This is a genomic window from Dictyobacter sp. Z7_2 (assembly GCF_057551105.1).
On the sequence record NZ_BAAJPE010000002.1, the window covers coordinates 2,601,170 to 2,624,860 of the forward strand.

Genomic DNA, 23,691 nt, shown 5'->3' on the forward strand with positions numbered 1-23,691 from the left:
TTGAGGACAGTACACTGACATGTTGTGTGCAAGAGGATGTGTTTGTTCAGCCGTTGCGGTTTATGTGCACAAGGCCAGGGTAAATTGTCTTCGCTACTATTCTAAAGTGAGTCGCTAGGACTGCTCTTATACGTGTCACCAATAAGTAAACTACCTCTACGATGACTTAGAAACGATCCAATTTGCTTACTTGCACAAGAAACTATTTCAGGTGTTGTGCTGAACTGCTCGCGGTGCGGTACTAACTCGAGGAAAGTCTAGGCATTCTCCTTCGTTGTATGGTAACATTACTATTGGGGGCTTGCATAACTCCGTCCTGCATAATTAGGTTTGTTAGTAGGTCAACGTGTGTCAGAGAGAATGAACAGCCAAAGAAGCCATAAACTCTTAGCTGTTTGTGTCTGTCAGCACGAAGAGGCCGAGGGCAAGAACAGTAAGCACCTGTTAGAAAGGATACATCCATGCCCACGCGGAAGACGACAAAGGTCCCTCCTCCGCAATTAGCGCATGCGCACCGTCTGATTATTGCTTCCAACCGAGGTCCTGTAGAATTTCAGTTAAAGCAAGATAAGACGCTTAAGGCGCGGCGCGGTGCTGGCGGTATGGTGACAGCATTGATTGATGCTGGCAACCGTATGGAGGTCTCGTGGGTTGCAATGACCATGACAGATGGGGATCGCCTGGCGGTGAAGAATGCGGAAAAAGAGAATGGTGGCCTTCTTCAATCACCTATCCCGGGTCAAAAAATGCAACTGCGTTACGTGTCTGTCTCGAAAGATGCATATCGCAAACACTACGAAAAGATTAGCAACGAATTGCTCTGGTTCCTACAACACTACATGTATGATCCCACGCAGGAATCTGCTTCGGCCGATCAACTCCAGGATGCCTGGGAAAATGGCTATACGGTCGCCAACCAAGCGATTGCCGATGCTATCTGTATTGAGATTGAGCGTGAGACTTCTGTGCCAGTGGTGATGTTGCAAGACTATCACCTCTATCTGGTACCATTAATGATTCGTAAGCGTCATCCGACCATTTTGATGCAACAGTTTATACACATCCCATGGCCGGACATCCGTTGCTGGCACTTTTTGCCCAGCAATATTGCTCAGGCCATCTACAGTGGTCTGGTGGGCAATGACATTATCGGGTTCCAGACCGAGCGTGATGCGCGTAACTTCTTAGAAGGTGCTCGCACACTTCTGGATGATGCGGTCGTCGATTTTGAGGAAGGGGCTATCTGGTGGCAGGGGCACCGGACTCAGACGAGGGCCTATCCAATCTCTATCTCTGTCGCGGAAGAACGGCGTGTTGTCAACAGTGCAGCTGGACGTCGGGCGGCGGAGCAAATGAAAAAACTCACCTGTGAATACACGATTATGCGTGTTGATCGTGTTGAGCCAACAAAAAATATCGTGCGTGGCTTTCAAGCCTATGCCGATGTGCTTGAGAAGCATCCCGAACTGCATGGCAAGGTAACATTTCTGGCCTTTCTCGTTCCATCTCGTCAGACCTTGCCCACCTATCGGCGCTTTGACGGTGATGTCCGTGCGCTGATTGAAGAGATCAACAATAAGTATGGTACCGATGAGTGGACACCTATACAGGCTTTCTTTGGCAACGATCGCGTACGTGCTCTGGCCGCGATGCAGTATTATGATGTACTGTTGGTCAACCCGATCATCGATGGTATGAACCTGGTAGCTAAAGAAGGTCCGGCGGTCAATCAGAATGATGGTGTTCTTGTCCTCTCGCGTACCGCTGGTGCGTTCCAGCAATTAGCAAAAGGATCTATCCCGACCTCTCCTACAGATGTTGTGGAGACCTCACAGGCTTTGTACAAAGCTTTGTCATTGTCGCCAGAGGAACGACGTACAAAAGCAACCTTAGCTCGTCAGGCGGTTGAGCGTAGCGATTTGAATGTCTGGATGGCTCGTCAGATTGCTGATATCAATGAACTGCTTGAGCGTACATTTGCCAGCCAAACCGTAACCCATCATGATATACCATCCGGTAGTGACCCTCACACGGATACATCGATTGTGGCTCATATGGCATAATGTGCACTTTGGCAGCGCTTGTGCGATGAGTGAAGACGCTGCAATTGTAGAGGTACCTTTGGGTACCCCTACCCTTGCTTCGTCTAGGGCTTCTGCCGAACGTGTGTGAGCTCCTCGGTCATCTCTGCCAGCAACTGGACCATCCCTTCTACTCCCTGGACAATCGTATCTCCGTGTTCAAGCAAAGCTTGAGGAGTGTCATCGTGCTGTACTACAATCGAGTGAGCCGCATATCCATCCTGGCGGAGGCGCTCCGTCTCCAGGATCGCGTGCAGGTCCGTGCGATCGTCTCCTGCAAAGATGACGCCGCGTAATGCAAATTGATCGACAAAGCGTCGTAGCGCTTTCCCTTTGTCGATGGTCACAGGAGCAAGTATCTCTACTGCACGTTTGCCCTCATCTATCTTCATGTTGAGCCTGGCTGCAGGCTCTTTGAGCGTTGCTAAAATGAGCTCACGCGCTTGCTCGGGATCGGGCACCTGCCGATAGTGTAATGTGCCCCCGATACTTTTACGCTGGACGATGAGCTGTGGAAGTTGAGGACCGAGTTGGTGCTCCGCGAGATCCATCAATTGCTTGCCGGGCTCGATGTAAGGGGTAGCCTCTGTGAGCAATTCTATCGGATGGGCGGCTGGAAGACCTTCGCTCCATTCCAATCCATGCGTACCTACATAGGTTAAACCTTCAATATTCACAATCCGTGCCCCATCTTCGACCGCTCTGCCCGTCAAAATACCAATATGAGCGAACTGTTTTATCCTCTCCAGATAGTTGGCTACTCCTGCGTAGAGATGTGCCTCACCGGGCGTCGGAGCGATAGAACTTAAGGTGCCATCAATGTCAAATACAAGTCCCAATGGATATTGCCTGAGTATAGTGGATATTTCCTCTGATATCATCACACCTTCTCTCTTTAGCTGCTGCTTGTACGTACGTATCATTGTTCTTACTATGTCTGATGGCGTCTGATCTTGTCAATGGACCTTTATGGATGAGTGTGTCTATGAGATGATGCGGATGTCTACCTGATTGTCGGGACAGATAGTGACTTCGGTATGTGCTCCTTGACGCGTGAAGCGTAGATGGACGCGATGCGCTCCAACAAAGAGTTCGTTGAGTTCCAGTGTGTTGAGCCAGGTAGGTAAGGTGGGCTGATGAAGTGTCAGGCGATTCTCGCTGGCGTTGGGTGTCAGACCGAGCAGGGATATGAGAAGGATTTGCGGGGCTCCAGCCGACCAGGCCTGTGGCGAGCAGGAGACGGGATAGCGTGTCGGTCCATAGCCGCTACGGCGTGTAAAGCCACAATAGAGCTCTGGCAGACGAGTGTCTGCGAAATGTCGGCTGGCGTCAAATAGACTCTTTAACAACTGGCTGGCGGCTTCTTTCTCTCCGTACAAAGCAAAACCTGAGCCGATCAGAGCGGTGTCGTGCGGCCAGATAGATCCGTTGTGATAGCTGAGGGGATTATAACGTGCCGCTTCGCTGGAGAGCGTGCGGATGCCCCAACCGCTGAACATATCGGGACGCATCATGCGCTCGATAATCTGATGGGCCTTGTCGTCCGGTAGGATGCCTGTCCAGAGGCACTGGCCCGCGTTGGAGGCAACGACGTCGCATGGCTCCTTGTTGACCGCCAGGGCGAGATAGACGCTCTGTTCTTCTTCCCACCAGTAGCGTTGCAGGAAGTTTTGCTGGATCTCCTCCGATTTCTGAGCCCAATGCTGCGCGTCGTCGTGGCGGCCCAGTTTTTGGGCCAGGTAGCTGGTTGCTCGGTAGGCGGCGTAGGCGTAGCCCTGGACTTCGCTGAGCGCTAGCGGCGTGCGTGCTATACGTCCATCGCTGTGAGACATGCTATCCCAGGCGTCTTTCCAGCCCTGATTATCGAGCCCCTTCCCGGAGGCACGATGATATTCGAGGAAAGTATCTCCATCTTTGTCGCCGTAGTTGACCATCCATTGGACGGCTGCCTCAATGTGCGGCCAGAATTGCTCCAGGAAAAGCTGATCATCGGTCCAGCGCATATAAGCTTCAAAGACAATCAGGAAGAGGGGCGTGGCGTCGACGGTGCCATAGTAGGGGATGTAGGGGACTTCGCGACAGGCAGCCATCTCGCCAGTCCTGAATTCGTGAAGTATCTTTCCAGGCTCTTCATCGGTGAAATCGTCTACCTTTGTGCCCTGGTAGGAGGCAAGAAAGGCTAACGTCCCACGTGCGATCTGTGGATAGAAAGGGAGGAATTCAAGCGCTGCTATCAGGCCATCGCGTCCAAAGGGACAGTTAAACCAGGGGATGCCAGCATAGGGATAGTATCCATAGGCGGTCATGGTGCTGAGCATCATAATGTCGTGGATGCCTCGATCTAACAACTGGTTGAGAAAAGGCTCGTCCGTAATCAGCGAGGATGGACGGCTCTCTTGCCAGAGAGGCTCGGCCGGTGCCGTCACAAGTTTGCTGCTACTCGATTCGTCCAGTCCGAATGAGATGCTGATCTGGATTGGCTTTCCTCGCTGTAGAGCGAGTTGCCAGTCGATGCGGTCAGCCTGGACGTTGTTCGCCGGAGTGTCTATATAGAGGGTGGTGCGACGCTCGACCTGATCAAGTCCCAGATAACTCAAGCGAACCCCTGTCTCATCGGTCTGAGGCGCTTGCTGGCTTCCATGCCGGGTACGATTAAACCCACGAATCTCAAAGAGATCACAGAAATCTGCTCCCAGCGTCAGACTCAGCGTGAGCGCGACATCGGCCGTATGGAAGTTGGTGATGGTGAACGTCTGTACCAGCGTGTTTTGCGCTAATTCCACAAAGCGATCGATGTGAATGACTCCTTGCTCGATGCTGGTCTCCGGCCCCAATTGCAATGGGACGTTAGTCAGGTCGATATGGCAGGCTTCACTCATACGCGACGTTTGATGCGAGAGCGAGACGCATTTGTAACCTTCTAAGAAGAGATTGCATACATTGAGGAAACGTGTCCCTTGCCGGAAGAGTCCCATTGCCTGACGTGACAAAAGGAGATCTCCACAGACATCCATGATCAAAAAACTGTCCCCACTTTTGAGCGTAATCGCCGTCTCGTTTACCAGCGTTTTTTCTTCTATAATCGATGTTTCATGCAATACAATTGGCTTCTCTTTGACTGTAGGAAGCGAGGGCGCATATTTTTTCTTGTCTGTCATGATAGTTTTTAGAATCCTTATGATGTCGCTATTGGAGTACGTTCGGTGCCTTTCATATCTTATGTGACGTACCATACTGCATATGGTCATTGTGCGACTGGACTCTAGGACATTTAGCAAAAAAAGTAGCGTCGCACGCTCGCGTGCGATGTCCCAGTTTCTCGTACGAGACAGTTTGATCTCGGCGAGCCACGTTGGCCTGCCTGATCATACGTCGAGTGGGACATCGCACGCGAGCGTGCGACGCTACTACTCTGTCAAAAGTCATCACGCCGATGCGGTATCGGTGATGTGTGTCCAAAACAGCTCCGGAAGGCGATGGGGTGAGAGGCTCACCGACGTAGCGGCGCGGCTCCGCCGTGCTGTCTGTGACTCGTACGATCACGCTCCCCATGGGGTTCCATTGCGTGATCTTCCCACCGTGGATCGTCTCGTCTGCGTTGCTTTCAGAGGCACATGGGACGTTATCGTGCGTGCAGTGACAGCACGGCGGAGCCGCGCCGCTACGTCGGCGAGCCTGAGCGCCTGGTTCAAGGAGCCATCCTCCTTTGCCACGCAACGTCCTTATGTGTCTTGGCAGAGTACTACTTTGGTTACCAGCGATTCTGCACTTGAGCACGGATCTTTGCATCATAGATGGCTTGAATACGCTGCATGGTTGCATCGCTCAGTGGAGGCAGTTGCGATGCATGAGCGTTGTCGCTGGCTTGCTGGGGATTCTTGGCACCTGGAATGATGGTCGATACTTCTGGGAACATCAAGATCCAGCGTAGCGCGAATTGTGCCAGCGTGATTCCTTCAGGAACCAGTGAGCGCAGTTCTTCGACGGCTTCCAATCCAGTATCGTAATCGACGCCGGAGAATGTTTCTCCCTGGTCGAAGGACTGTCCATAGCGATTAAAGTTGCGATGGTCGGTGCTGCTGAACTGTGTGTCGGCTTTGAATTTGCCGGTCAGCAGGCCGCTGGCGAGCGGGACGCGGACGATGATGCCGACGTTGCGCGCTTTGGCGGCAGCGAAAAACGCTTCGGAGGGCTTGAGTCGGAAGATGTTGAAGATGATCTGGACGCTTTTGACGTTCGGATATTGGATGGCTTTCATGGCCTCTTCAACTTTTTCGACGCTGACACCATAGTTGCGCACTTTGCCTTGCTGTACGAGCGTGTCGAGGATCGCGAAGACCTCGGGATTGTCATATACTTCGGAGGGCGGACAGTGTAGCTGTAAGAGGTCAAGCGTCTCGACGTTAAGGTTGCGCAGGCTGCGCTCGACAAAGCCGGTCAGGTTTTGGGCGTTATTGTAGCCCTCGGCGGTGTGCGGATTGAGGCGGCGTCCCGCTTTGGTGGCGATGAAGATATTCTCACTGCGCGCTTTGCTGACCTGTGCCACAAGTTGCTCTGAATGCCCATCGCCGTAGACGTCGGCGGTATCGATAAAATTGACACCTTCATCGATAGCTTTATTTAAAGCTGCAATCGAAGCAGCGTCATCCGTCTGTCCCCAGGCGTCTCCGCCGATACCCCAGCTGCCAAAGCCAATCTCTGAGACGTCCCAACCGGTCCGTCCAAATGTACGATAATGCATGATACATTGATCCTTTCTCTGTCCATGCGACCTCTGTACTATCAGGGGTAGCACCGATAGCTTACCTCAGAAATGGGATACATATCAAATCACCATCTTTTGCAAGAGCGCTCTGATGGCTTTCTCAGGATCTTCACAGATGCCCGAGTGGACCGGCGATGTCTGGATGGTTGTGTTGCGCGGAGAGACGATCCAGTGGAAGCGTTCCGACTGTGAGAGTTGTCCGATTGGTCCGCTCTCCTGCTTGCCGGCACTGACTATTTGTAGATAATTGAGCTGCTTCCAGAGAGTCGCGGTGTCGATATCGGGAGCGAAGGCGGTCAGGCGTGCCTGATCAAACTCCACCAGAGCTTGCAGAAAGCGCCTGGTGCGGCAGAAGAGGATAATCCCCACATTTATATACTCACCTCGTTCCACACATGGCACGACGCGAATCACGGCGTAATCATAGGAGCTGATCGCGGGCACGTAAGGCCTCCTCTACAAAGATATCGGAATGTGCCAGACGATCCAGCAGATAGTCAAAATAGGCCTGTCGATGAAGCTCGGTAGTCTCGAAGGAGTCACCATCCAACCAACTATTGGGAATCAGTTGAACGATCTGTTGCAAAATGGCTGGCGTCAGACGCGCCTTCAGACGCTGATCCGCTTCCCGCAGCTCGCTGGCTCGGGAGAGCAGGACGTGGCTTTTGATCGTGGTGAAAGGCGTGCGACTGCGCTCCATGTAGCCGGTGTCGATGTGATGAAAATAGAGCGAGGCTCCATGATCGATAAGCATGAGTCTGTGGTGCCACCAGAGCATGTTGGTATTGCGGGCCGTGCGATCGACGTTCGTCACAAATGAGTCGAACCAGACAATCTCCGAAGCCAGAGCGGCATCGAAGGTGCGCGTATCCAGAGCATCAAAGGCAAACGCACCCGGCAAAAAGTCGAGCGCGATATTTAGTCCTGCACTCGCTTTGACTAGCTCCTGGATCTCGAAATCTGGCTCCGAGCGTCCCAGCACCGGATCAAGCTCCATAAAGACAATTTCAGGCACCGGCAAGCCCAGCGCTCGAGCGATCTCGCCCGCTACCAGCTCGGCGATCAGCGCCTTGGGACCCTGTCCAGCACCGCGAAACTTGAGCACGTAGAGGCCATCATCGTTCGCCTCCACCAGAGCTGGTAGCGATCCTCCCTCGCGAAATGGAACCACGTAACGCGTGGCAACAGTTGTTCTCAGCATAGAGCTATTCTAGCATAAATTTTCTCTTTATACCTACTGAAAATTATTTTGAACGAGGGCGCCTAAAAATTATATACAGTAAGTAGATAAATGATCCCAACCAGATAATGCCGCCACAGTTTTTTAGCAAAAGAGAATGACTTAAGAATATGATGGCGATACCGATAAGCATCCCGATACAACTCACTGCACTAGCAACGCGATTACTCACCCTGTTCCTCCACAAATAGAATCGATATTAAAATGCGGCTCTTTGTTATAGGTATACGTGGCATTGAAGGTAGAGGCTCCAGCGTACGTCTTGGAAGTGATATACCCATTGCCATCATAGGAAGGATTCTCTCGCGATCATTATGCTAAAATAAGCGAGGAAGTAACATACTTCTGTAGAGTAATTGAGGGGCTTGAAAGAGCTATAGATTATAGGATGCTAAATGAGCCAGAAAACGAAGGAACGTCTTGTATTTACATTTTATTTCGCTGGTGCTGCGCTTGGTGCGTATTACCTGGCGATGGCAGTACAAGGAAGTGTCACTGCTCTCATAAAAATGATTGTGATTTTTGCGATACTCATCCTGGTATTTCTATTTTTCCTGTTACGTAATGCTCAAATTATACATATCAAAGAGCAAAGGCCAAAGAAGGAGATGTGAAAATCAGTAATATGTAGCTTTATTGCTACATATTATTCGTTGGATCAGGAGTCGCGCGTATCAATTGGGCGTGTGCTCTCGCGGACGACCAGACTGGGCACGAGGATGCGCTGATGTGGTTTCATCTCGGGAGTATTGAGGATCTCGATCAGATATTTGATGGCGGTTGTATCCTGCTGACTGAAGTCGAAGTCGACGGTTGTCAATGGAGGCTCTGTGAAGGTTGACAGCTCGGAGTTGTCGAAGCTCACGATTGAGATGTCCTCTGGGATGCGTAGTCCATGATTTCTGATGGCACGCATGGCGCCCAGGGCGATGGTGTCGGCTCCGACCAGGACGGCCGTAAAGTGCTGTCCACTTGTCAGAAGCTGGTTCATGGCTTCATAGCCTCCTTTGAAGGAGTACGCTGAAGCGCACATCGGTCCGGGCTCTAGATTGTGTTTCAGGAGGGTCTCACGCCATGTCTGGTGACGCCACCGTCCATTGATGTGATCCAGTGCGGGTGGGATGGTGGCTATCTGACGATGTCCCAGCTCCAGTAAGTGCTCAACGGCTATACTGGTGGCGTAGCGTTGGTCGAAGCCGACCCAGGCCAGTCGCGATTCCTTGACATAATCGCGACGTACCAGGGGCATGCCGGAACAGAGTTCGAGCAGCTTTTCGTCTGTGATGTGCAGAGCGGGTGCGTACATCACGACTCCATCTACGAGGCGAGCAGCGGCGTCATCGAGGGTGACGCCGAGATTTTCCAGGTCGGTCATGGTCACGAGGAGGTTGTAGCCAGCGTCTCGGGCGGCCAGGGCCATGTTTTGGATCGAGTCGGCGAAGCGTCCGCCGTGCTTGATGTCGACGATGATCAGCTCCAAGGTGTGCGAGCGATTGGTGCTGAGCATCTGTGCAATCTTGCTGGGGATGAAGTCAAGGGCCTCGATCGCCTGCAAGACACGCTTTCTCGTCTCCTCGGCGACGCTGCTGTTGCGGTTCAGGACGCGCGAGACGGTCTGATAGGAGACTCCTGCTTCTCGGGCGACATCGTGGATCGTATTTTTTTTCTTCCTGTTTGCCATCTTGCTACGTTCTCAACTTATCCCGCATGTGATTATGTGCCTGATACTGTCCAGCTGAAGGAATCGTTTCACCCTCAGAGATCAAGCACACCGACGTCGTGCTCTATCAAAGGTCATCGCGCCGTAGTCCAATCAGCCAAGATGATCCCTTGTACTAGGCGTCAACGCTCACCGACGTAGCGGCGCGGCTCCGCCGTGCTGTCAGTGGCTCGTCGGATTCGGCTGGGATGCGTCTCGCAATGGAACGCCATGGGCAACGTGGTCGTACGAGCCACTGACAGCACGGCGGAGCCGCGCCGCTACGTTGACTGGCATTGTCCCCCACAGATTCACAGATTTGTTTTGGATACACATCTCCGATGCGACAAGCATACGACGCTACTATAGCGGCTAGTCTATGCTCGTGTCAATGATAGAATGAACATATCATTATTTTGTCTCAGGATTTCGGCAGAGCTTGAATTGTACACTCTATCAGTGCATATAATATATGTGATCGGTCACAATGATGTAAAGAGAGAAATGAGGATTATGCATGCCTTTAGCACGAGAAGATCGCTATTTTGCTCCCGATCCGGCTCAAAAGCAGCTGGCGCGAGCGTTTTATGCGCAGGTTAAAGATCTGGCTCTTATTTGTCCGCATGGACATGTGGACCCGCGCTTATTGTCGACTTCACTGTATGAATGGGGCTCGCCCGTTGATATGTTGATTATCCCGGATCATTATATCTTCCGTATGCTTTATTCGCAGGGTATCTCGCTTGAGTCGCTGGGCATTCCACGCAAGGATGGCTCTCCTGTGGAAAGAGATCATCGTAAGATCTGGCAGACGGTCTGTGATCATTGGTATCTGTTTCGCGGCACCCCATCTGATCTCTGGATGCGCGATGGCTTACAGACGATCTTTGGGCTCGATGAGAAGATCAATTCAGCTAACGCACAACATCTGTATGATGCCATCGACGCTCAGTTACAGCGTCCGGATTTTCAGCCACGTAGCCTGTTTGAGCGCTTCAATATTGAGGTACTGGCGACAACCGATGCGGCGGTCTCGACGCTCACTGAGCATCAACGGTTGCGCGACTCTGGTTGGTCAGGGCGTGTGGTCCCGACGTTGCGTCCCGATGTTGTCATCAACATCCAGGCCGATTATGCCGCACAGATCGAGCTGCTGAGCGACGTCTCTGGCGTGACGGTCAGCGATTATCGCTCATATATTACGGCTCTGGAGCAACGTCGTCGCTTCTTTAAGAGTATGGGCGCGACGGCCACCGATCATGCTGCTCTGTCAGCTTATACGGAACGTCTCAGCGAGCGAGCTGCCGACGATATTTTTCAACGCGCTCTGCATGGTACGGCCTCTCCTGAAGATGTTCGTCGCTTTACGGGCCATATGCTGATTGAGATGGCTCGCATGAGTGTCGAGGATGGGCTGGTGATGCAGTTGCATGTTGGCTCATTCCGCGATCATAACGCGGAGCTGTTCGAGCGCTTCGGACGCGATATGGGGGCGGATATCCCTACGGCCAGCGAGTTCACGCACAATCTGAAGCCGTTACTCAATCTCTATGGACGCGATCCCAACCTGACCCTGATCCTGTTTAATCTCGATGAGACGACCTATAGCCGCGAGCTTGCTCCGCTGGCGGGACATTATCCAGTGCTACGTCTGGGACCTCCCTGGTGGTTCTTTGATAGTGTCCTGGGGATGCAGCGCTTCTTTGATGCTGTGGTGGAGACGGCTGGCATCTATAATACGGCCGGCTTTAATGATGATACCCGAGCGTATCCATCTATCCCCGTGCGTCACGATGTCTGGCGGCGTGTGAGCGCGGATTGGCTGGCTGGTCAGGTGGTGCGGGGCATCATTGATGAAGATGATGCGCATGAAATGATTGTTGATCTGGCTTATCGCCTGGCGAAGCAGACCTATAAATTGGAGGGATAATTATGTCTCAGGAATTTCCTTTTGCTGTCATTGAAGCATCTGTGGTCACACACGATGAAACGAGCTATGCTCTGGTACAGGCTGAGCAATCTGGAGATTATCAATTGGTCGTGGCAGGCGATCAGACTGGTCTGAGCGGCGAGATTGGCGCGGATGGTATCCTGCATGCTCCTCTCAATGCTGCTAATGCTCGTGTGTTACGTCAGAAGCTTGGCTGGTTGCAGCCAGCGGTCCTGGGATTGCAAACCTCAGCGGGCTTTGGCGATCGCCTGGGGATTGCTACTCCTGGACATGTCTGGGCCGTACGTGGAACTGGTGTGGCACCTATCTTCGCGCAGCAGTCGGTGCGAGAAAATACGCGTACCGGACGCTCTCCGCAGCAGGTCCTCGACGATGCGATGTGGGGCGTGTTTCAGACTGGATGGCGCGAGCCCTGGGGCGCGGATGCCGATCATCTGAAAACCGTCGATGATATCGTGCCTTTCGTCACCGCTGGCTATTCTTTCTATACGGTTGATCCCGGTGATTACGTCGATGATAGCGCCGAGACCGATGATGTGGAGGTGTTATTACTCAAATGCGCTGACTTACCCTGGTCCGATCTCCAGACCTCGCTTCAGGAGAGTAAAGAGCGCTATCTGAAAAGCTTTGATCTCGGCGAGGTGACGCTGACTTTTGATGAGCATGCACTCTATAAAGCTCTGGCGAAATATGGCGGTGCCGTGGCCCATACTGCCCGCATGACGCGGCGACTTCAGAAACTGTCAGGCAGCCATCCATTTGAGATGGAGATGTCGGTCGATGAGACTGGAACGACGACTACTCTACTTGAACATTTTTATATTGCGAGCGAACTGAAACGTCTGCACGTGCCTTTTGTGAGCCTGGCCCCGCGCTTCGTCGGACGTTTTGAGAAGGGTGTGGGCTATGTTGGCGATCTCCAGGAACTGGATCAGAATATCGCAGGCCATGCCAGTATCATGCGTTACTTTGAGTCTAGCTATAAGCTGAGCTTACACACTGGCTCGGATAAGTTTGAAGTCTATCCAATTGCGATGAAGCATACGCATGGACATGTTCATCTGAAGACGGCCGGAACCAGTTATCTCGAAGCGCTGCACTTACTGGCTTCGATTGACATCCCTTTGTTCCGCGAGATCTGGGACTTTTCACGTAGTCATTACGAAGAAGATCGTAGGACGTATCACGTCTCGGCCAGGCTTGAGCAGACGGCGCCATCCGCCGCACTGAGCGATGAGCAGTTGCCCTATCTGTTCAATCAATTTGCCGCACGTCAGGTGCTACATGTTACTTTCGGATCGGTTCTCGATACCTTTGGGACACAACTTCAGCATATCTTACGAGATAACCTGGAAGCGTATCAGACCTACATCAAAAAGCACTTCGACAGGCATCTGGAGCCGTTTCAGACCAGTCATAATGAAAAAGTAAGGTGAACGGTTATCCATTCATCAACATGTGATCTTTTTCCGTCACCTTATCCGTCATATATGCGTGTTAGTACTGCACAGGTATGCAATTATTAAGCAACGCTATGATATGTGATTTTTTTATGGGAAGAGGTCTTTAAATTAGATGGGGAAATCATTGCAGGGAAAAGTAGCCCTGATTACTGGTGCCTTGTCAGGCATCGGTGAAGCTTCGGCTCTGGCACTGGCAGCGGAGGGCGCTAATGTGGTGGCTGTGGGGCGCTATGCGGATAAGTTACAGAGCTTGATCAAACAGATTCGTGGGCGCGATGGCAAGGCGTTTCCTGCTGTGGCCGATATGGCTGATGAGAAGCAGGTCCAGAATCTGGTAAAGCATGTCGTCACTAAATTTGGATATATCGATATTTTGGTAAATAATGCCGGTGTGGTGCTTCAGGATCATCCGGTCGATGGCGTGCATACCGACGAGTGGCGTCGTCTGGTTGCGATCAATGTGATGGGATTGATGTACGTCACGCATGCAGTTTTACCGATCATGAAACAGCAGAATCGTGGCCATATTGTCAACATATCATCGGTCGCTGGACGCACCACTCAGGCTGATAGCGGTGTCTATAACGTCACCAAATGGGGAGTCGTGGCCTTCTCCGAGGCATTGCGCCAGGAGAGCTATCAGCACAACATACGTGTCACCGTGATCGAACCTGGATCGGTCACCAACGACTCCAAAGGCCAGCCGGCAGACGACGACGATCACAAGCAGCAGAGCGAGTGGATGCAAGGCCTTTCTCCTCTGGAGAGCGAGGATATCGCATCCGCTATCGTCTATGCCGTCACGCAGCCAGAGCGCGTCAACGTCAACGAGATACTCATCCGTCCCACAGCATCCTGACACCAGGTTTTTATCTACTGATTGGTATTGGTTTTATAATATAGATAGAGGTAATAATAATAATCCTGGTGCTTTGCATGTGGCTGTTTTCGTGGAGGTGGAGCTCTCTCCTCTACCGGAAGCGTTTACTGATCTCCAGTTGCAAGATCGTTTTGACGTCCGCCGGACTGATGATGGCTATGTCTCCGGCAATGCCTCGTTTGAGTGCAGCGAGCGCGTTTCCAAATTCGAGTGGTGAGAGTCCGGTCGTTCCGCGATTGTCTGCCAGTTCCTGATACAGGGGCTGTGCGAGATACGCGTGGAGATAGCCAGCATCAAAGGCATCGCCGGAGCCAAAGCGTCCATTGCTGGTGGTCGGGAAGCTGGGGGCGTGGTCGTAGTTGCCATGGTCAAGATGCGCTGATCCTTTGCTGCCGAGGGTCAGAACCAGCTTTTTGTCGCTGCCGAAGCGCTGAGCCATCATCCTGAGAACCGACTCCGCATCGCCACTAAATTCCCACAACTCGGCGGCATCGGCGTAGGCGCAGAAGAGGATACTGGCTTGTCGGCAGGCATCCTCGACATGTTGAGCAGCTTCTTCAGGCGTCCAGAGCTTGGCGCGATAGTTGACGTCGAAGGAGAGCGGGATCTGCTTATGCTGCGCTCGTGTGAGGAAGCGCTGGAAGACGTCGCGTGTCTGCTCGCTGAGTGCCGGTGTGATGCCGGTGAGATGCAGGATACGGGCCTCATCTATGCTGGCGTAATTGACGCGCTCGGGATCGATCAAGGCGCAGGCCGAGTTGGCGCGATCGTAATAGACCTGGAGTCCGATCGGCTCGGGCGCGTTTTCCGCATAGAATGTCCCCAGACGGCTGGCTGGCGTATCCCAGACCACCTGACTGGTGTCGATGCCGTGGGAGCGCAGTTCGCTCTCGACGTGTTTTCCCAACGGATTGTCAGGCAGCGCCGAGAGCCAGGAGACTTTGCAGCCGAGGCGAGATAGGGCAGCCAGCGTATTTGACTCAGTTCCTCCCACGTAAATGGTGAAGGCTGATGCGTTCTCGATCCGGGTATTATCAGGAGCGGTCAAACGGAGCATCGTCTCTCCAAAACTAACGACATCGACGGCCATATTCTTTTTCCTTCCGTTGCTTGTGGTGCACAAAGTCAAGACCTAAGCTATGAGTTATGTCTGGTTGTGTTGGCAGGCCGCATCTTGATGGATGGTAGCCGCTTTGCTACATGATATACTGAGATTGCCCGTACGACAACTTAGTTATCCATGGGAAGGAGCATAAAGAAGCATGCAACAACGAAGTGTCGATATTTTGCAACCACGGATGCCGGTCGCGATTGTGCGTTTGGATAATCTTGACGGCGCCCTCGATATCAGTGCTGCTCTGCTGGCGGGAGGCATCACGACGGTCGAGTTTACACTGACAAACGCGAAGGCAAATGAAGTGATTACTCAGGTGCGTCGTGAGTTTGGGGCGCGTATGATTATCGGGGCGGGAACCGTCCTGGATAGTGCCAATGCACGCGCTTCTATCGCCGCTGGCGCTCAATTTCTGGTGACTCCTATTCTGGCCCTCGACGTCATTGCTACGGGCAAAGAATTGAATGTTCCAGTTGTGTGTGGAGCGTATACTCCGACCGAGATCTGGACTGCCTGGCAGGCCGGAGCTACTCTGGTCAAAGTATTTCCAGCCAGCGGACTTGGTCCAACCTACTTCAAGGATGTGCTGGCACCTCTGCCCGATCTGCGACTTGTCCCGACTGGCGGCGTGAACCTGGAGACGTGCGGAGCCTATCTGGCAGCGGGAGCGTATACTGTAGCTATTGGGAGTAATCTGGTCAATAAGGCCAGGATCGCGGCACAGGACTGGGCTGGCCTGACAGCCTTATCGCGTCAATATGTTGAGGCATGTTTATAGTGACTATCTTTACAACAATCGAGACAAGCAGACTGCGTCTGCGACACTTTATGGATACTGATCTGCTCCCATTTATGGCCTATCGCAACGATCCCGAGGTTGCCCGCTATCAGAGCTGGGAGGGTATCAATGAGCGTGAAGCTCGTACGTTTATCGACAAGCAAAAGTCGGTGCAGCCGGGCGGACGCGGTCAGGGTATCCAGATTGCGATCGAGCTCAAGGAGACTGGACAGCTGATCGGCGACTGCTACTTTATGATCAGTGAAAACGACGAGCGTCAGGCCGAGATAGGATTTACTCTGGCACGTGCGTATCAGCGCCAGGGCTTCGCGACGGAAGCCGTCTCAAGCCTGCTCACATATATTTTCAACACGTTCAAACTGCATCGTATCATCGCTATCGCCGATTGTGAAAATACAGCCTCGGTTGCCCTGCTTGAACGTCTGGGGATGCGCCGAGAAGGACATTTTATCCAGAACATCTGGTTTAAGGGCAAGTGGGGCGATGAATATCAATATGCCATCCTCCGCGATGAATGGTTACAGTAATTAAGTATGTTTTTTGGAGGGAATTGTTATGTTACCATGGTCTGCTCCGCTCAGCGGACGCTTCGACGAAGTAGTCTTTGAGAGCACTGTCCTGAAAGATAATCCTCTGCACGATCCGGCGCAGCGCCCGCTGTGGATCTATCTGCCTCCCGGCTATGATGATCATCCCGAGCGGCGTTATCCATCCGTCTACATGATTCAGGGCCTGACCGGACAGCTCGATATGTGGCGCAATCGCTCCGCCTTTCGACAGAACTTTCCCGAACTGGCTGATGCTCTGTTCGCCCGCAATGAAGCACCTCCCTGCATCATCGTGTGGGTCGATTGCTGGACATCTTATGGTGGCAGTCAATTTGTCGATTCGCCCGCCACGGGACAGTATCATACGTACCTGTGCGACGAGATTGTTCCCTGGGTCGACGCCCACTATCGTACCCTGCCCGCACGGGATCATCGTGGAATCGCAGGCAAATCGAGTGGAGGTTACGGCGCTATGATCACGCCGATGCTGCGTCCAGATCTATGGGGCGGCCTGGCAACACATGCAGGCGACTCTCTTTTTGAAACTTGTTATCTTCCAGATTTCCGCGCCTCCATCCGTACGCTCCGCGACCGCTATCAGGGATCATTTGAGCAGTTCTGGCAAGCCTTTCGCACGCGGCCAGCCTTCTCACAGGCCGGTGATGAGGCTCCCATGAACGATTGGTGTATGGCCGCTTGCTATTCTGCTGATCCCGATGGCACGGTGCGCCTCCCCTACGATGTCGAGACTGGCGAACTGATCCCTGCCGTCTGGGAGCGTTGGCTCGCCTGGGACCCCGTGCGTATGGCTCCCAAGCACGCCGAAGCGCTGCGCAGCATGAAAGCCATCTACATCGACGCCGGCAATCACGATCAATATTATCTGGACCTTGGAGCCGCTGCCTTCTACAAAGAGCTCAAGCAGATCGGCGTTAACGATGTCCACTTTGAACTCTTTGACGGAACGCACTCAGCCATCGAATATCGCTATCCTATCAGCCTTAAATACCTGACTGAGCGCCTGACACCATAACCTTAATACTTTTCAGGGAGACTGTTGAAGGATATAGGTAGTTGGAAATTAAATGTTGTAAGGGAATACTACTTAACCAATTTCCTGAGAAATTCTTTGTTTGACTGCGGGAAAGCCTATTTTCAAAATAGGCAAAAGAACTAAAAGAGATAGGCTTAGGGTTATCATCGAGATAATGTAGATCATTTTTGTCTGGATGAAAGTAGAGAGGATAAGAGAGATTACAATACCTCCATTTTGTATCATCCAGAAAAATGAAGTCAAATACTCTAAGTTCTTTTTAGTTGTAACATCTCCGACTAATGCAAGCGTTATTGGGTAGATGATTGAGTAATAGGCAGAAATCAATATAATGCCCATAAGCAGAAAAAGAGCTATTGAAGAAAAGTATAGGGAGATTAATCCTAGGAAACAAATCAGGAATGCAACGCCTAAAATAGCTTTTCGACCTTTTATGTCTGAAAGTCTTCCTGATACATAAGAAAGTAGGACTGGCATAATGTAGAGCAACGAAGATAGCCCTCCGATGTAAGATACGCCTAACGTATTTTTAATCTCAATAGGAATTAAGCCAATCGCTAACCCAAACACGAAGTACAACGAGAACCAGATCATTGAGAGTTGCCATGCAGTTTTACTTGTCAGAACTTTGCGCAAAAGTTGGAAGTGATTTGCTGATTTTTCTGGTGGTAAGTCCCTCAAGCGTAATATGAATATGACACCAATAAGAGTTAAAAATGCAGCGCTTAAAAATGCTGATTGATAGGAAAATATAGATGTAAGAAGGCCCAACACAATAACACCCACAACCGCTCCGAAAAATAGCAAAGTGCCAAAAAAGCCTGCATTTGCGCCACGATTATCATCAGTTGTAGCTCTTACCAAATAGCTATTCTGTCCCGTCCATAGGAAAGCTCCAGAGAAGCCAAGAAGAGCGGATGCAAGGTAAATAAAAACAAGAAACTTTGTCATGAGTGCAAATAGAAAGAGCGCATAAAAGAAGAGAGCTATTGTCATTGATTTTTTTGCGCCGTATTTAGAAATAATGACGGCAGACAAAGGTTCTGCCAATGTAGAGAAAAGATAAATGAGAATAAGTACTTGAAATCCACTTCGAGGCAATCCAATTTGAGAAAAAAAAGCTGTAATATATTGTTGAGCTCCATCATACCCTGCAAACGCAAAGAAAAAGGCAAAACTTAGTAATCTTATCTCTTTCGTAACAGGAAATCTTACCATTTTAAAAAGCATACTCTCTTTACCTCATCTCAAAAAAGAAATTACCTTCATCATTTAAGGCAATCTCCATTTATTAACACATGTATTCAATCCAGTATAAGATATTATCTGGGCAAGAACATGTTTACCTACTATTTCTATTTTTTCTCTCTTTTTTTTGATCTTGTTGCTCATCGCGAGGGCGCACGACAACTATCTGCATTGGACTCCATTGAGTGGTCTTCCCGTGTAGATTGTTTTGTTTGATGTGGGTGGGTGTTTGCACTGTGAGAGAAAGGGCCTTTTTAACCTATCTGAGAGGTCTTGGACCCTTTGACCTGCTAGCTCTCCGGTTCAGTGCGTTGGCAGTAGGCATATGCGCGCCATTTGGGGTATCCGACTTTGGAGTAGAAGTCGGTGAGGGTGACCCAGTCAATGAAGCAGTTCTGGACGCCGCGCTGTTTTTGGATCTCGGAGGCGGCTGCGACAAGGGCGATGCCTATGCCACGTCCGCGTGCTTGAGCGTCGACCCCGACGGCTCCGATGGCTCCGGCGTTTTCGCCGAGAAGCTCCTGCCAGATGAGGTCGGTGCGCTCGGAATGGGAGTTCTGTGAGTACATGATGAGCGTCCCGATTACACGTCCATCCGCCTCGCGAGCGGTCAAGATGTCGCGATAATCGCCGAGATCGGCGCAACGCTCATAGAGAGCCAGCCAGCCAGAAAATTCTTTGGCTTCGAAGGCCAGGGCGTCTGTGACGTTCTGGCTGGTGGCGATGGCGATGCTGATCTGCTCTTGTTCTACACGTTTAACGATGTTTTCCGGGGTCTGATACGTACTGAGGTCCTGCACAAGATCATAGACAGTCTCAGATGGATTCCAACCTCTGGCTTTGAAGAAGGCGAGGGCTGGCTGGGATTGTGTCGGGATGCCGGGCCAAAAGCGTGGGACTATGCTACCCAGCTGGATTACGCTGGCTCCTGTACCCTGAAGATAGGCGAGGGCTGTATTATGCAAGGCTGTACCGATGCCCTGTCGTTGCATCTCTGGATGAACCAGGAGCGCTGCCAACTGCCCAATCTTTTTACCATCTTTGGAGCTCTGGAGGGTCGCGGCAAAGCCTACGATGCGTCCATTGATACGAGCTACAAAGTGCCGGGGCTCTGGGCCGTTCAGCACTTTTGTCAGGCGCTCTTGATTGATTGGCCAACTGGTGGCAAAGACTTCCTGCCATAGCGTATAGATGCTGGATGCATCGTGGTCGGCATCGTAGGGCTGGATATGTTCGGTCGTGACTTGCATTCTATTGTCCTAATCTAGCTAGTGATGATACAGTGTGCCCGCTGCTATTGGGTGAGTGGATACAATTCTGGTAAGCTGACCGGGAGCTTTCCTTGTGCTGGAATCTCACCAAACAGTACACGCACTGCTGCTGTTAAGGCCGGGGCCGTATACTCGTAGGTGACGATGTAGCTGCCGAGCTCGGGAAACGCTAACAGGTCATATGGATTATAAACCGCCAGCCCGATGGTTGGCTTCCCTCGCTTGAGCACATGTTGGACAAACTCTGCTTGAGCGTGATCTAGATTTGCATTCACTGTCACAATCATAATCATAGCAGCATTATCGACCGCCTCGTCAATCCCCGACAAAACATCCATAACTTTTTTAGGGATGATGGATATTTCCTCTACCTGTGCGTGTCGTTGGCGTATCTGCTCTATCAAGACGCCTGATTCTTCGGATGCATCGGCGGCGGCGGTGTACGTCTCCGGCTGGATTGTTAGCACCAGGATCTTTTGCGCGTCTGTCAATCGGAGCGGTAACAGTCCTTGCTGGTCGCGGACCACTGTCGTCGAGAGCTCGTAGGCGCTATCGCGTAGCTGCTGATGGCTGGCCGTGCTGATAACGCTGAGCTGCTCTTCGGTAGGGAGATCTTCCCAGGAGAGCATGCGGGCTTTCAATTGGAGGACACGCTCGCTGGCATCCTGGATGGTTTGGATATCGAGTTGCCCGCTCTTGATTGCTTGTTTGACAGCTAGAAGACTGCCCTTCTGCCGCTCATACGTATGAGAAACCAGCACTAAATCATTGCCTGCCTGTAGTGCCATCACTGCGCCATTCTCAACACCAATTGTCTTGGAAACTGCATTCATCTCCAGGCAGTCGGTGATGACGACTCCCGTGTAGCCGAGTCTGGTGCGCAGGAGATCGTGCACGATGTGGGATGAGACGGTGGCTGGCAATGTGGTATCGGCGGGCATCAGTGCTGGTAGATAAATATGTGCGGTCATGATGCTATCCGCTCCCGCTTCGATGCCGCGCTGGAAGGGGATCAGTTCGAGTTGTTCGAGCCGTTCCAGCTCATAGGGGATGCTGGGGAGGGCCAGATGCGAGTCGACAGCGGTATCACCATGGCCTGGGAAGTGCTTCAGACAGGTAATAATGCCGGCTTCTCGATACCCCTTCAGCATGGCTGTGAGGAGTTGCGCGACCTGTTGTGGATCTTCTCCAAATGAGCGGATGCCAATGACTGGATTGGCCGGGTTGTTGTTGACATCGGCTACAGGGGCCAGGTTCATGTTGATGCCCAGTGCTTTTAATTCTCTGCCGGTTGCCTGAGCTACGTCGTGTGTCAGTTGTGGAGATGCAATTGCACCCAGAGTCATGTTGCCAGGAAAGATCGTTGCGCTATCACCGAAGCGACGCACCATCCCGTTTTCCTGGTCGATACTGATCAGTAGCGGATAACGGTGTCCAGCTTTTTGCGCGATCATTTGCAAATCGTGCGTGAGCTGGCGAATCTGCTTGATGTCCTGAAGATTGCGCTTGAAGAGCACGATGCCGCCAACGTGATAGTTCTGGATCAGGTCAACGATTTCTGGCGTCACAGTTGGTCCAGGAAAACCTACGACAAACAATTGGCCGATCAATTCTTCCTGACTCATGTCTGAGGTGGAGGATTGCATAGAGTTTTCTCCTTGTGTGATTTTTAGATGCGGAACCAATCTTTGAAGTCTGCGGCGTGGATGACGCTGCGTGCGGCACTCAAAGCTGGCTGTTCTACATGCACAATCAGGTCTATCGCTTGCTGCTGCCGGAGTTGCTCTAAGAAGCGGGTCTGAAAACGGATCTCATTTAAGAGCAGTCCACCGCCCAGAGCGAGGGGAAGTGGTTGTTGCGCTGAGAAACCGAGTTTGGTTCCAACTGCGCGTACCACGAGCACCAATTCGTCGAGATTGTTCTGGACGATCTCATGGGCCACGGCATCTCCAAGCTGTTCGGCCTGGAAGACACAATTGGAGAGACGCGCAATTTTGGCTTTGTCATCCGCGCCATAGACCTCACCGATGATATCATCGGCTTGTTGAAGTTGCCACGCTTGCATAATGCTCTTCAGGAGCAGCGTCTGCGGCCCACGACCATCTGCAGCTCGGACTGCCGCTCGTAACGCCTGGTGTCCCAGTGCATAGCCGCTACCTTCATCGCCGAGAATATGTCCCCAGCCACCAGAGCGGGTGGTCTGACCTTGCGCATTACGTCCCAATGAGATAGATCCTGTGCCCGCGATCAGTACCACTCCGACGGTGGCTGGGAGCGCACTCAATGCGAGTTCGGCGTCATTTGTGACGTAGACGGTGGTGGCCAGAGATTGCACGTGGGCTTCAAGCATCTGCTGGTCCGCCTGACGATCAATGCCTGCGATACCTAACCAGGCTTTCTGGATCGGCTCCTGCTCATCCAATCCTTGACGCGCTTGCGCGACCGCCTCATGGATATGCTCGAGCGCTCGCGTGAGTCCGACGCCGGTATGATTCGAACTACCGGCTTGTCCGCGTCCAATCTCGGTGCCCAGTTCATCGACAATAATGGCCAGCGTCTTGCTGCCGCCGCCATCGATACCTAGATAATAGCTGTGCCTGGATTGGCTTTCTAAGTGGTCTGGTTGTGGGTTGCTCATTTTTGTATGGCTTCTAGCGTTGTACGCAAAATAGATTGATGTGTCGCCAGATGCTTTCTGGCCGCCTCCGACGATACGTTGGTAAGTCCAACGACAATCGCTGTTTTGGTCTCCCCATCGACACTTCTTAGCAAGCTAGCAGCCTCATCTTTAGATAATCCAGTGGCAGTCTGTACAATCTTCGTTGCCCGTTGCTCAAGCTTATAATTCGTCGCCACCACATCCACCATCAGATTGCCGAAGGTCTTGCCCAAAAGAATCATCGTGCCCGTGCTGAGCATATTGAGGACCATTTTCTGAGCTGTGCCGGATTTTAAGCGCGTCGAGCCTGTCAGCGCCTCTGGTCCCACGATTGGAGCAATCATAATGGCGACAGCCTGCTCAAGCGGTGTGCTGGCGTTACAAGCGATCCCAATCGTCAGGGCGCCTTGCGCTGTGGCATAGTCGATCGCTCCCAGTACATACGGTGTGCGTCCGCTGGCCGCGATGCCTACTACCGTATCGAGAGCTCCGACGTGCAACTGCTCCAGTTCGGCCTGTCCGGCGGCTGGATTATCTTCCGCATCTTCGACGGCGTTGGCGGTCGCAATAGGACCGCCTGCGATCAGTCCCACAATCTGCTCTGGGGAGGTGCCAAAGGTGGGTGGACACTCCGAAGCGTCCAGAATGCCCAGACGACCCGACGTGCCAGCTCCGATATAGATCAAACGTCCACCCTGGCGCATGCGGGCAGCGATCTGCTCAATTGCCTGAGCAATCGCGGGCAAGACGCGCTCCACTGCCAGCGCGACTTTGGCGTCCTCGGCGTTGATGGCCTGTACAATCCCTAATGGACTCAGGCGATCGATCTCTGTCGTGGCCGGATTAATGCCTTCTGTCGCGAGTGCTCCAATGTTGCTCGCTTCATCAGGATGCGATGCGCTAGACATAAGTTCTCCTT

22 protein-coding genes are annotated in these 23,691 nt (G+C 52.1%); 8 read left to right on the plus strand and 14 right to left on the minus strand.

Annotation, left to right across the window (positions count from 1 at the left end):
- The first annotated feature begins 461 nt into the window (after nt 1-461).
- Nucleotides 462-2,063, plus strand: coding sequence for an alpha,alpha-trehalose-phosphate synthase (UDP-forming) (locus tag AC27N8_RS24445; RefSeq protein ID WP_487070279.1), 1,602 nt, complete (start codon nt 462-464; stop codon nt 2,061-2,063).
- 83 nt (nt 2,064-2,146) lie between these two features.
- Here the strand turns inward: AC27N8_RS24445 and otsB are convergent, their stop codons facing one another.
- The 6 genes from otsB to AC27N8_RS24475 all read right to left on the minus strand — a co-directional run bounded on the left by otsB (nt 2,147) and on the right by AC27N8_RS24475 (nt 8,047).
- Nucleotides 2,147-2,962 (minus strand): trehalose-phosphatase, encoded by an 816-nt coding sequence (otsB, locus tag AC27N8_RS24450; RefSeq protein WP_487074747.1) that lies wholly within the window; start codon nt 2,960-2,962, stop codon nt 2,147-2,149.
- Nucleotides 2,963-3,064: 102 nt separating this feature from the next.
- Entirely contained in the window at nt 3,065-5,239 is a 2,175-nt protein-coding gene (locus AC27N8_RS24455; RefSeq protein ID WP_487070281.1) for an amylo-alpha-1,6-glucosidase, read from the minus strand.
- A 52-nt stretch (nt 5,240-5,291) separates the two neighbouring features.
- Nucleotides 5,292-5,798 (minus strand): hypothetical protein, encoded by a 507-nt coding sequence (locus tag AC27N8_RS24460; protein ID WP_487070283.1) that lies wholly within the window; start codon nt 5,796-5,798, stop codon nt 5,292-5,294.
- 34 nt (nt 5,799-5,832) lie between these two features.
- Nucleotides 5,833-6,822 carry an aldo/keto reductase gene (locus AC27N8_RS24465; protein ID WP_487070285.1) on the minus strand — a complete coding sequence of 330 codons (990 nt, stop codon included), beginning with the start codon at nt 6,820-6,822 and terminating at the stop codon, nt 5,833-5,835.
- 84 nt (nt 6,823-6,906) lie between these two features.
- Complete coding sequence (locus AC27N8_RS24470; RefSeq protein ID WP_487070287.1) at nt 6,907-7,290, minus strand: DUF3037 domain-containing protein; 384 nt, start codon at nt 7,288-7,290, stop codon at nt 6,907-6,909.
- Nucleotides 7,268-8,047 carry a HipA family kinase gene (locus tag AC27N8_RS24475; protein ID WP_487070289.1) on the minus strand — a complete coding sequence of 260 codons (780 nt, stop codon included), beginning with the start codon at nt 8,045-8,047 and terminating at the stop codon, nt 7,268-7,270. The genes AC27N8_RS24470 and AC27N8_RS24475 overlap by 23 nt, the downstream gene beginning before the upstream one ends.
- A gap of 434 nt (nt 8,048-8,481) precedes the next feature.
- Between AC27N8_RS24475 and AC27N8_RS24480 the strand changes: the two genes are divergently transcribed.
- A complete protein-coding gene (locus AC27N8_RS24480; protein WP_487070291.1) occupies nt 8,482-8,700 on the plus strand; it encodes a hypothetical protein in 219 nt (72 codons plus the stop codon).
- A 44-nt stretch (nt 8,701-8,744) separates the two neighbouring features.
- Here the strand turns inward: AC27N8_RS24480 and AC27N8_RS24485 are convergent, their stop codons facing one another.
- On the minus strand, nt 8,745-9,767 hold the full coding sequence (locus tag AC27N8_RS24485) for a LacI family DNA-binding transcriptional regulator (RefSeq protein ID WP_487070293.1): 1,023 nt from the start codon (nt 9,765-9,767) through the stop codon (nt 8,745-8,747).
- A 154-nt stretch (nt 9,768-9,921) separates the two neighbouring features.
- Nucleotides 9,922-10,119 (minus strand): hypothetical protein, encoded by a 198-nt coding sequence (locus AC27N8_RS24490; protein WP_487070295.1) that lies wholly within the window; start codon nt 10,117-10,119, stop codon nt 9,922-9,924.
- A gap of 183 nt (nt 10,120-10,302) precedes the next feature.
- Between AC27N8_RS24490 and uxaC the strand changes: the two genes are divergently transcribed.
- The 3 genes from uxaC (at nt 10,303) to AC27N8_RS24505 (ending at nt 14,058) form a co-directional block, all read left to right on the plus strand.
- Complete coding sequence (uxaC, locus tag AC27N8_RS24495; protein WP_487070297.1) at nt 10,303-11,715, plus strand: glucuronate isomerase; 1,413 nt, start codon at nt 10,303-10,305, stop codon at nt 11,713-11,715.
- A 2-nt stretch (nt 11,716-11,717) separates the two neighbouring features.
- Nucleotides 11,718-13,172, plus strand: a complete 1,455-nt coding sequence (locus AC27N8_RS24500) for a tagaturonate epimerase family protein (RefSeq protein ID WP_487070299.1) — start codon at nt 11,718-11,720, stop codon at nt 13,170-13,172.
- A 139-nt stretch (nt 13,173-13,311) separates the two neighbouring features.
- The gene (locus AC27N8_RS24505; protein ID WP_487070301.1) at nt 13,312-14,058 is read left to right on the plus strand and encodes an SDR family NAD(P)-dependent oxidoreductase; all 747 of its coding nucleotides are present in this window, start codon (nt 13,312-13,314) and stop codon (nt 14,056-14,058) included.
- Between the two features lie 112 nt (nt 14,059-14,170).
- Here AC27N8_RS24505 and AC27N8_RS24510 read toward each other — a convergent pair whose 3' ends face one another.
- A complete protein-coding gene (locus tag AC27N8_RS24510; RefSeq protein ID WP_487070303.1) occupies nt 14,171-15,169 on the minus strand; it encodes a PfkB family carbohydrate kinase in 999 nt (332 codons plus the stop codon).
- Nucleotides 15,170-15,341: 172 nt separating this feature from the next.
- Between AC27N8_RS24510 and AC27N8_RS24515 the strand changes: the two genes are divergently transcribed.
- From AC27N8_RS24515 to AC27N8_RS24525, 3 genes are read left to right on the plus strand one after another with little or no spacing between them, the layout of a single operon-like run.
- Nucleotides 15,342-15,971 carry a bifunctional 4-hydroxy-2-oxoglutarate aldolase/2-dehydro-3-deoxy-phosphogluconate aldolase gene (locus AC27N8_RS24515; RefSeq protein WP_487070305.1) on the plus strand — a complete coding sequence of 210 codons (630 nt, stop codon included), beginning with the start codon at nt 15,342-15,344 and terminating at the stop codon, nt 15,969-15,971.
- On the plus strand, nt 15,962-16,519 hold the full coding sequence (locus AC27N8_RS24520; RefSeq protein WP_487070307.1) for a GNAT family N-acetyltransferase: 558 nt from the start codon (nt 15,962-15,964) through the stop codon (nt 16,517-16,519). The genes AC27N8_RS24515 and AC27N8_RS24520 overlap by 10 nt, the downstream gene beginning before the upstream one ends.
- A gap of 28 nt (nt 16,520-16,547) precedes the next feature.
- Nucleotides 16,548-17,573 carry an alpha/beta hydrolase gene (locus AC27N8_RS24525; RefSeq protein WP_487070309.1) on the plus strand — a complete coding sequence of 342 codons (1,026 nt, stop codon included), beginning with the start codon at nt 16,548-16,550 and terminating at the stop codon, nt 17,571-17,573.
- A 72-nt stretch (nt 17,574-17,645) separates the two neighbouring features.
- On the opposite strand, the gene AC27N8_RS24530 is transcribed toward AC27N8_RS24525, so the two are convergent.
- The 5 genes from AC27N8_RS24530 to murQ all read right to left on the minus strand — a co-directional run bounded on the left by AC27N8_RS24530 (nt 17,646) and on the right by murQ (nt 23,680).
- A complete protein-coding gene (locus AC27N8_RS24530) occupies nt 17,646-18,824 on the minus strand; it encodes an MFS transporter (RefSeq protein WP_487070311.1) in 1,179 nt (392 codons plus the stop codon).
- Between the two features lie 308 nt (nt 18,825-19,132).
- Nucleotides 19,133-20,092 (minus strand): GNAT family N-acetyltransferase, encoded by a 960-nt coding sequence (locus AC27N8_RS24535; RefSeq protein WP_487070313.1) that lies wholly within the window; start codon nt 20,090-20,092, stop codon nt 19,133-19,135.
- Nucleotides 20,093-20,136: 44 nt separating this feature from the next.
- The gene (gene nagZ, locus AC27N8_RS24540) at nt 20,137-21,759 is read right to left on the minus strand and encodes a beta-N-acetylhexosaminidase (protein WP_487070315.1); all 1,623 of its coding nucleotides are present in this window, start codon (nt 21,757-21,759) and stop codon (nt 20,137-20,139) included.
- A 23-nt stretch (nt 21,760-21,782) separates the two neighbouring features.
- On the minus strand, nt 21,783-22,751 hold the full coding sequence (locus AC27N8_RS24545) for a BadF/BadG/BcrA/BcrD ATPase family protein (RefSeq protein WP_487070317.1): 969 nt from the start codon (nt 22,749-22,751) through the stop codon (nt 21,783-21,785).
- Entirely contained in the window at nt 22,748-23,680 is a 933-nt protein-coding gene (gene murQ, locus AC27N8_RS24550; RefSeq protein WP_487070319.1) for an N-acetylmuramic acid 6-phosphate etherase, read from the minus strand. The genes AC27N8_RS24545 and murQ overlap by 4 nt, the downstream gene beginning before the upstream one ends.
- Between the last annotated feature and the right edge of the window lie 11 nt (nt 23,681-23,691).

Coding starts and splice junctions, on each gene's coding strand:
- AC27N8_RS24445 (WP_487070279.1), top strand. CDS start 462: ATGCCCACGCGGAAGACGACAAAGGTCCCTCCTCCGCAATTAGCGCAT.
- otsB (WP_487074747.1), bottom strand. CDS start 2,962: ATGATATCAGAGGAAATATCCACTATACTCAGGCAATATCCATTGGGA.
- AC27N8_RS24455 (WP_487070281.1), bottom strand. CDS start 5,239: ATGACAGACAAGAAAAAATATGCGCCCTCGCTTCCTACAGTCAAAGAG.
- AC27N8_RS24465 (WP_487070285.1), bottom strand. CDS start 6,822: ATGCATTATCGTACATTTGGACGGACCGGTTGGGACGTCTCAGAGATT.
- AC27N8_RS24475 (WP_487070289.1), bottom strand. CDS start 8,047: ATGCTGAGAACAACTGTTGCCACGCGTTACGTGGTTCCATTTCGCGAG.
- AC27N8_RS24480 (WP_487070291.1), top strand. CDS start 8,482: ATGAGCCAGAAAACGAAGGAACGTCTTGTATTTACATTTTATTTCGCT.
- AC27N8_RS24485 (WP_487070293.1), bottom strand. CDS start 9,767: ATGGCAAACAGGAAGAAAAAAAATACGATCCACGATGTCGCCCGAGAA.
- uxaC (WP_487070297.1), top strand. CDS start 10,303: ATGCCTTTAGCACGAGAAGATCGCTATTTTGCTCCCGATCCGGCTCAA.
- AC27N8_RS24500 (WP_487070299.1), top strand. CDS start 11,718: ATGTCTCAGGAATTTCCTTTTGCTGTCATTGAAGCATCTGTGGTCACA.
- AC27N8_RS24505 (WP_487070301.1), top strand. CDS start 13,312: ATGGGGAAATCATTGCAGGGAAAAGTAGCCCTGATTACTGGTGCCTTG.
- AC27N8_RS24510 (WP_487070303.1), bottom strand. CDS start 15,169: ATGGCCGTCGATGTCGTTAGTTTTGGAGAGACGATGCTCCGTTTGACC.
- AC27N8_RS24515 (WP_487070305.1), top strand. CDS start 15,342: ATGCAACAACGAAGTGTCGATATTTTGCAACCACGGATGCCGGTCGCG.
- AC27N8_RS24520 (WP_487070307.1), top strand. CDS start 15,962: ATGTTTATAGTGACTATCTTTACAACAATCGAGACAAGCAGACTGCGT.
- AC27N8_RS24525 (WP_487070309.1), top strand. CDS start 16,548: ATGTTACCATGGTCTGCTCCGCTCAGCGGACGCTTCGACGAAGTAGTC.
- AC27N8_RS24530 (WP_487070311.1), bottom strand. CDS start 18,824: ATGCTTTTTAAAATGGTAAGATTTCCTGTTACGAAAGAGATAAGATTA.
- AC27N8_RS24535 (WP_487070313.1), bottom strand. CDS start 20,092: ATGCAAGTCACGACCGAACATATCCAGCCCTACGATGCCGACCACGAT.
- nagZ (WP_487070315.1), bottom strand. CDS start 21,759: ATGCAATCCTCCACCTCAGACATGAGTCAGGAAGAATTGATCGGCCAA.
- AC27N8_RS24545 (WP_487070317.1), bottom strand. CDS start 22,751: ATGAGCAACCCACAACCAGACCACTTAGAAAGCCAATCCAGGCACAGC.
- murQ (WP_487070319.1), bottom strand. CDS start 23,680: ATGTCTAGCGCATCGCATCCTGATGAAGCGAGCAACATTGGAGCACTC.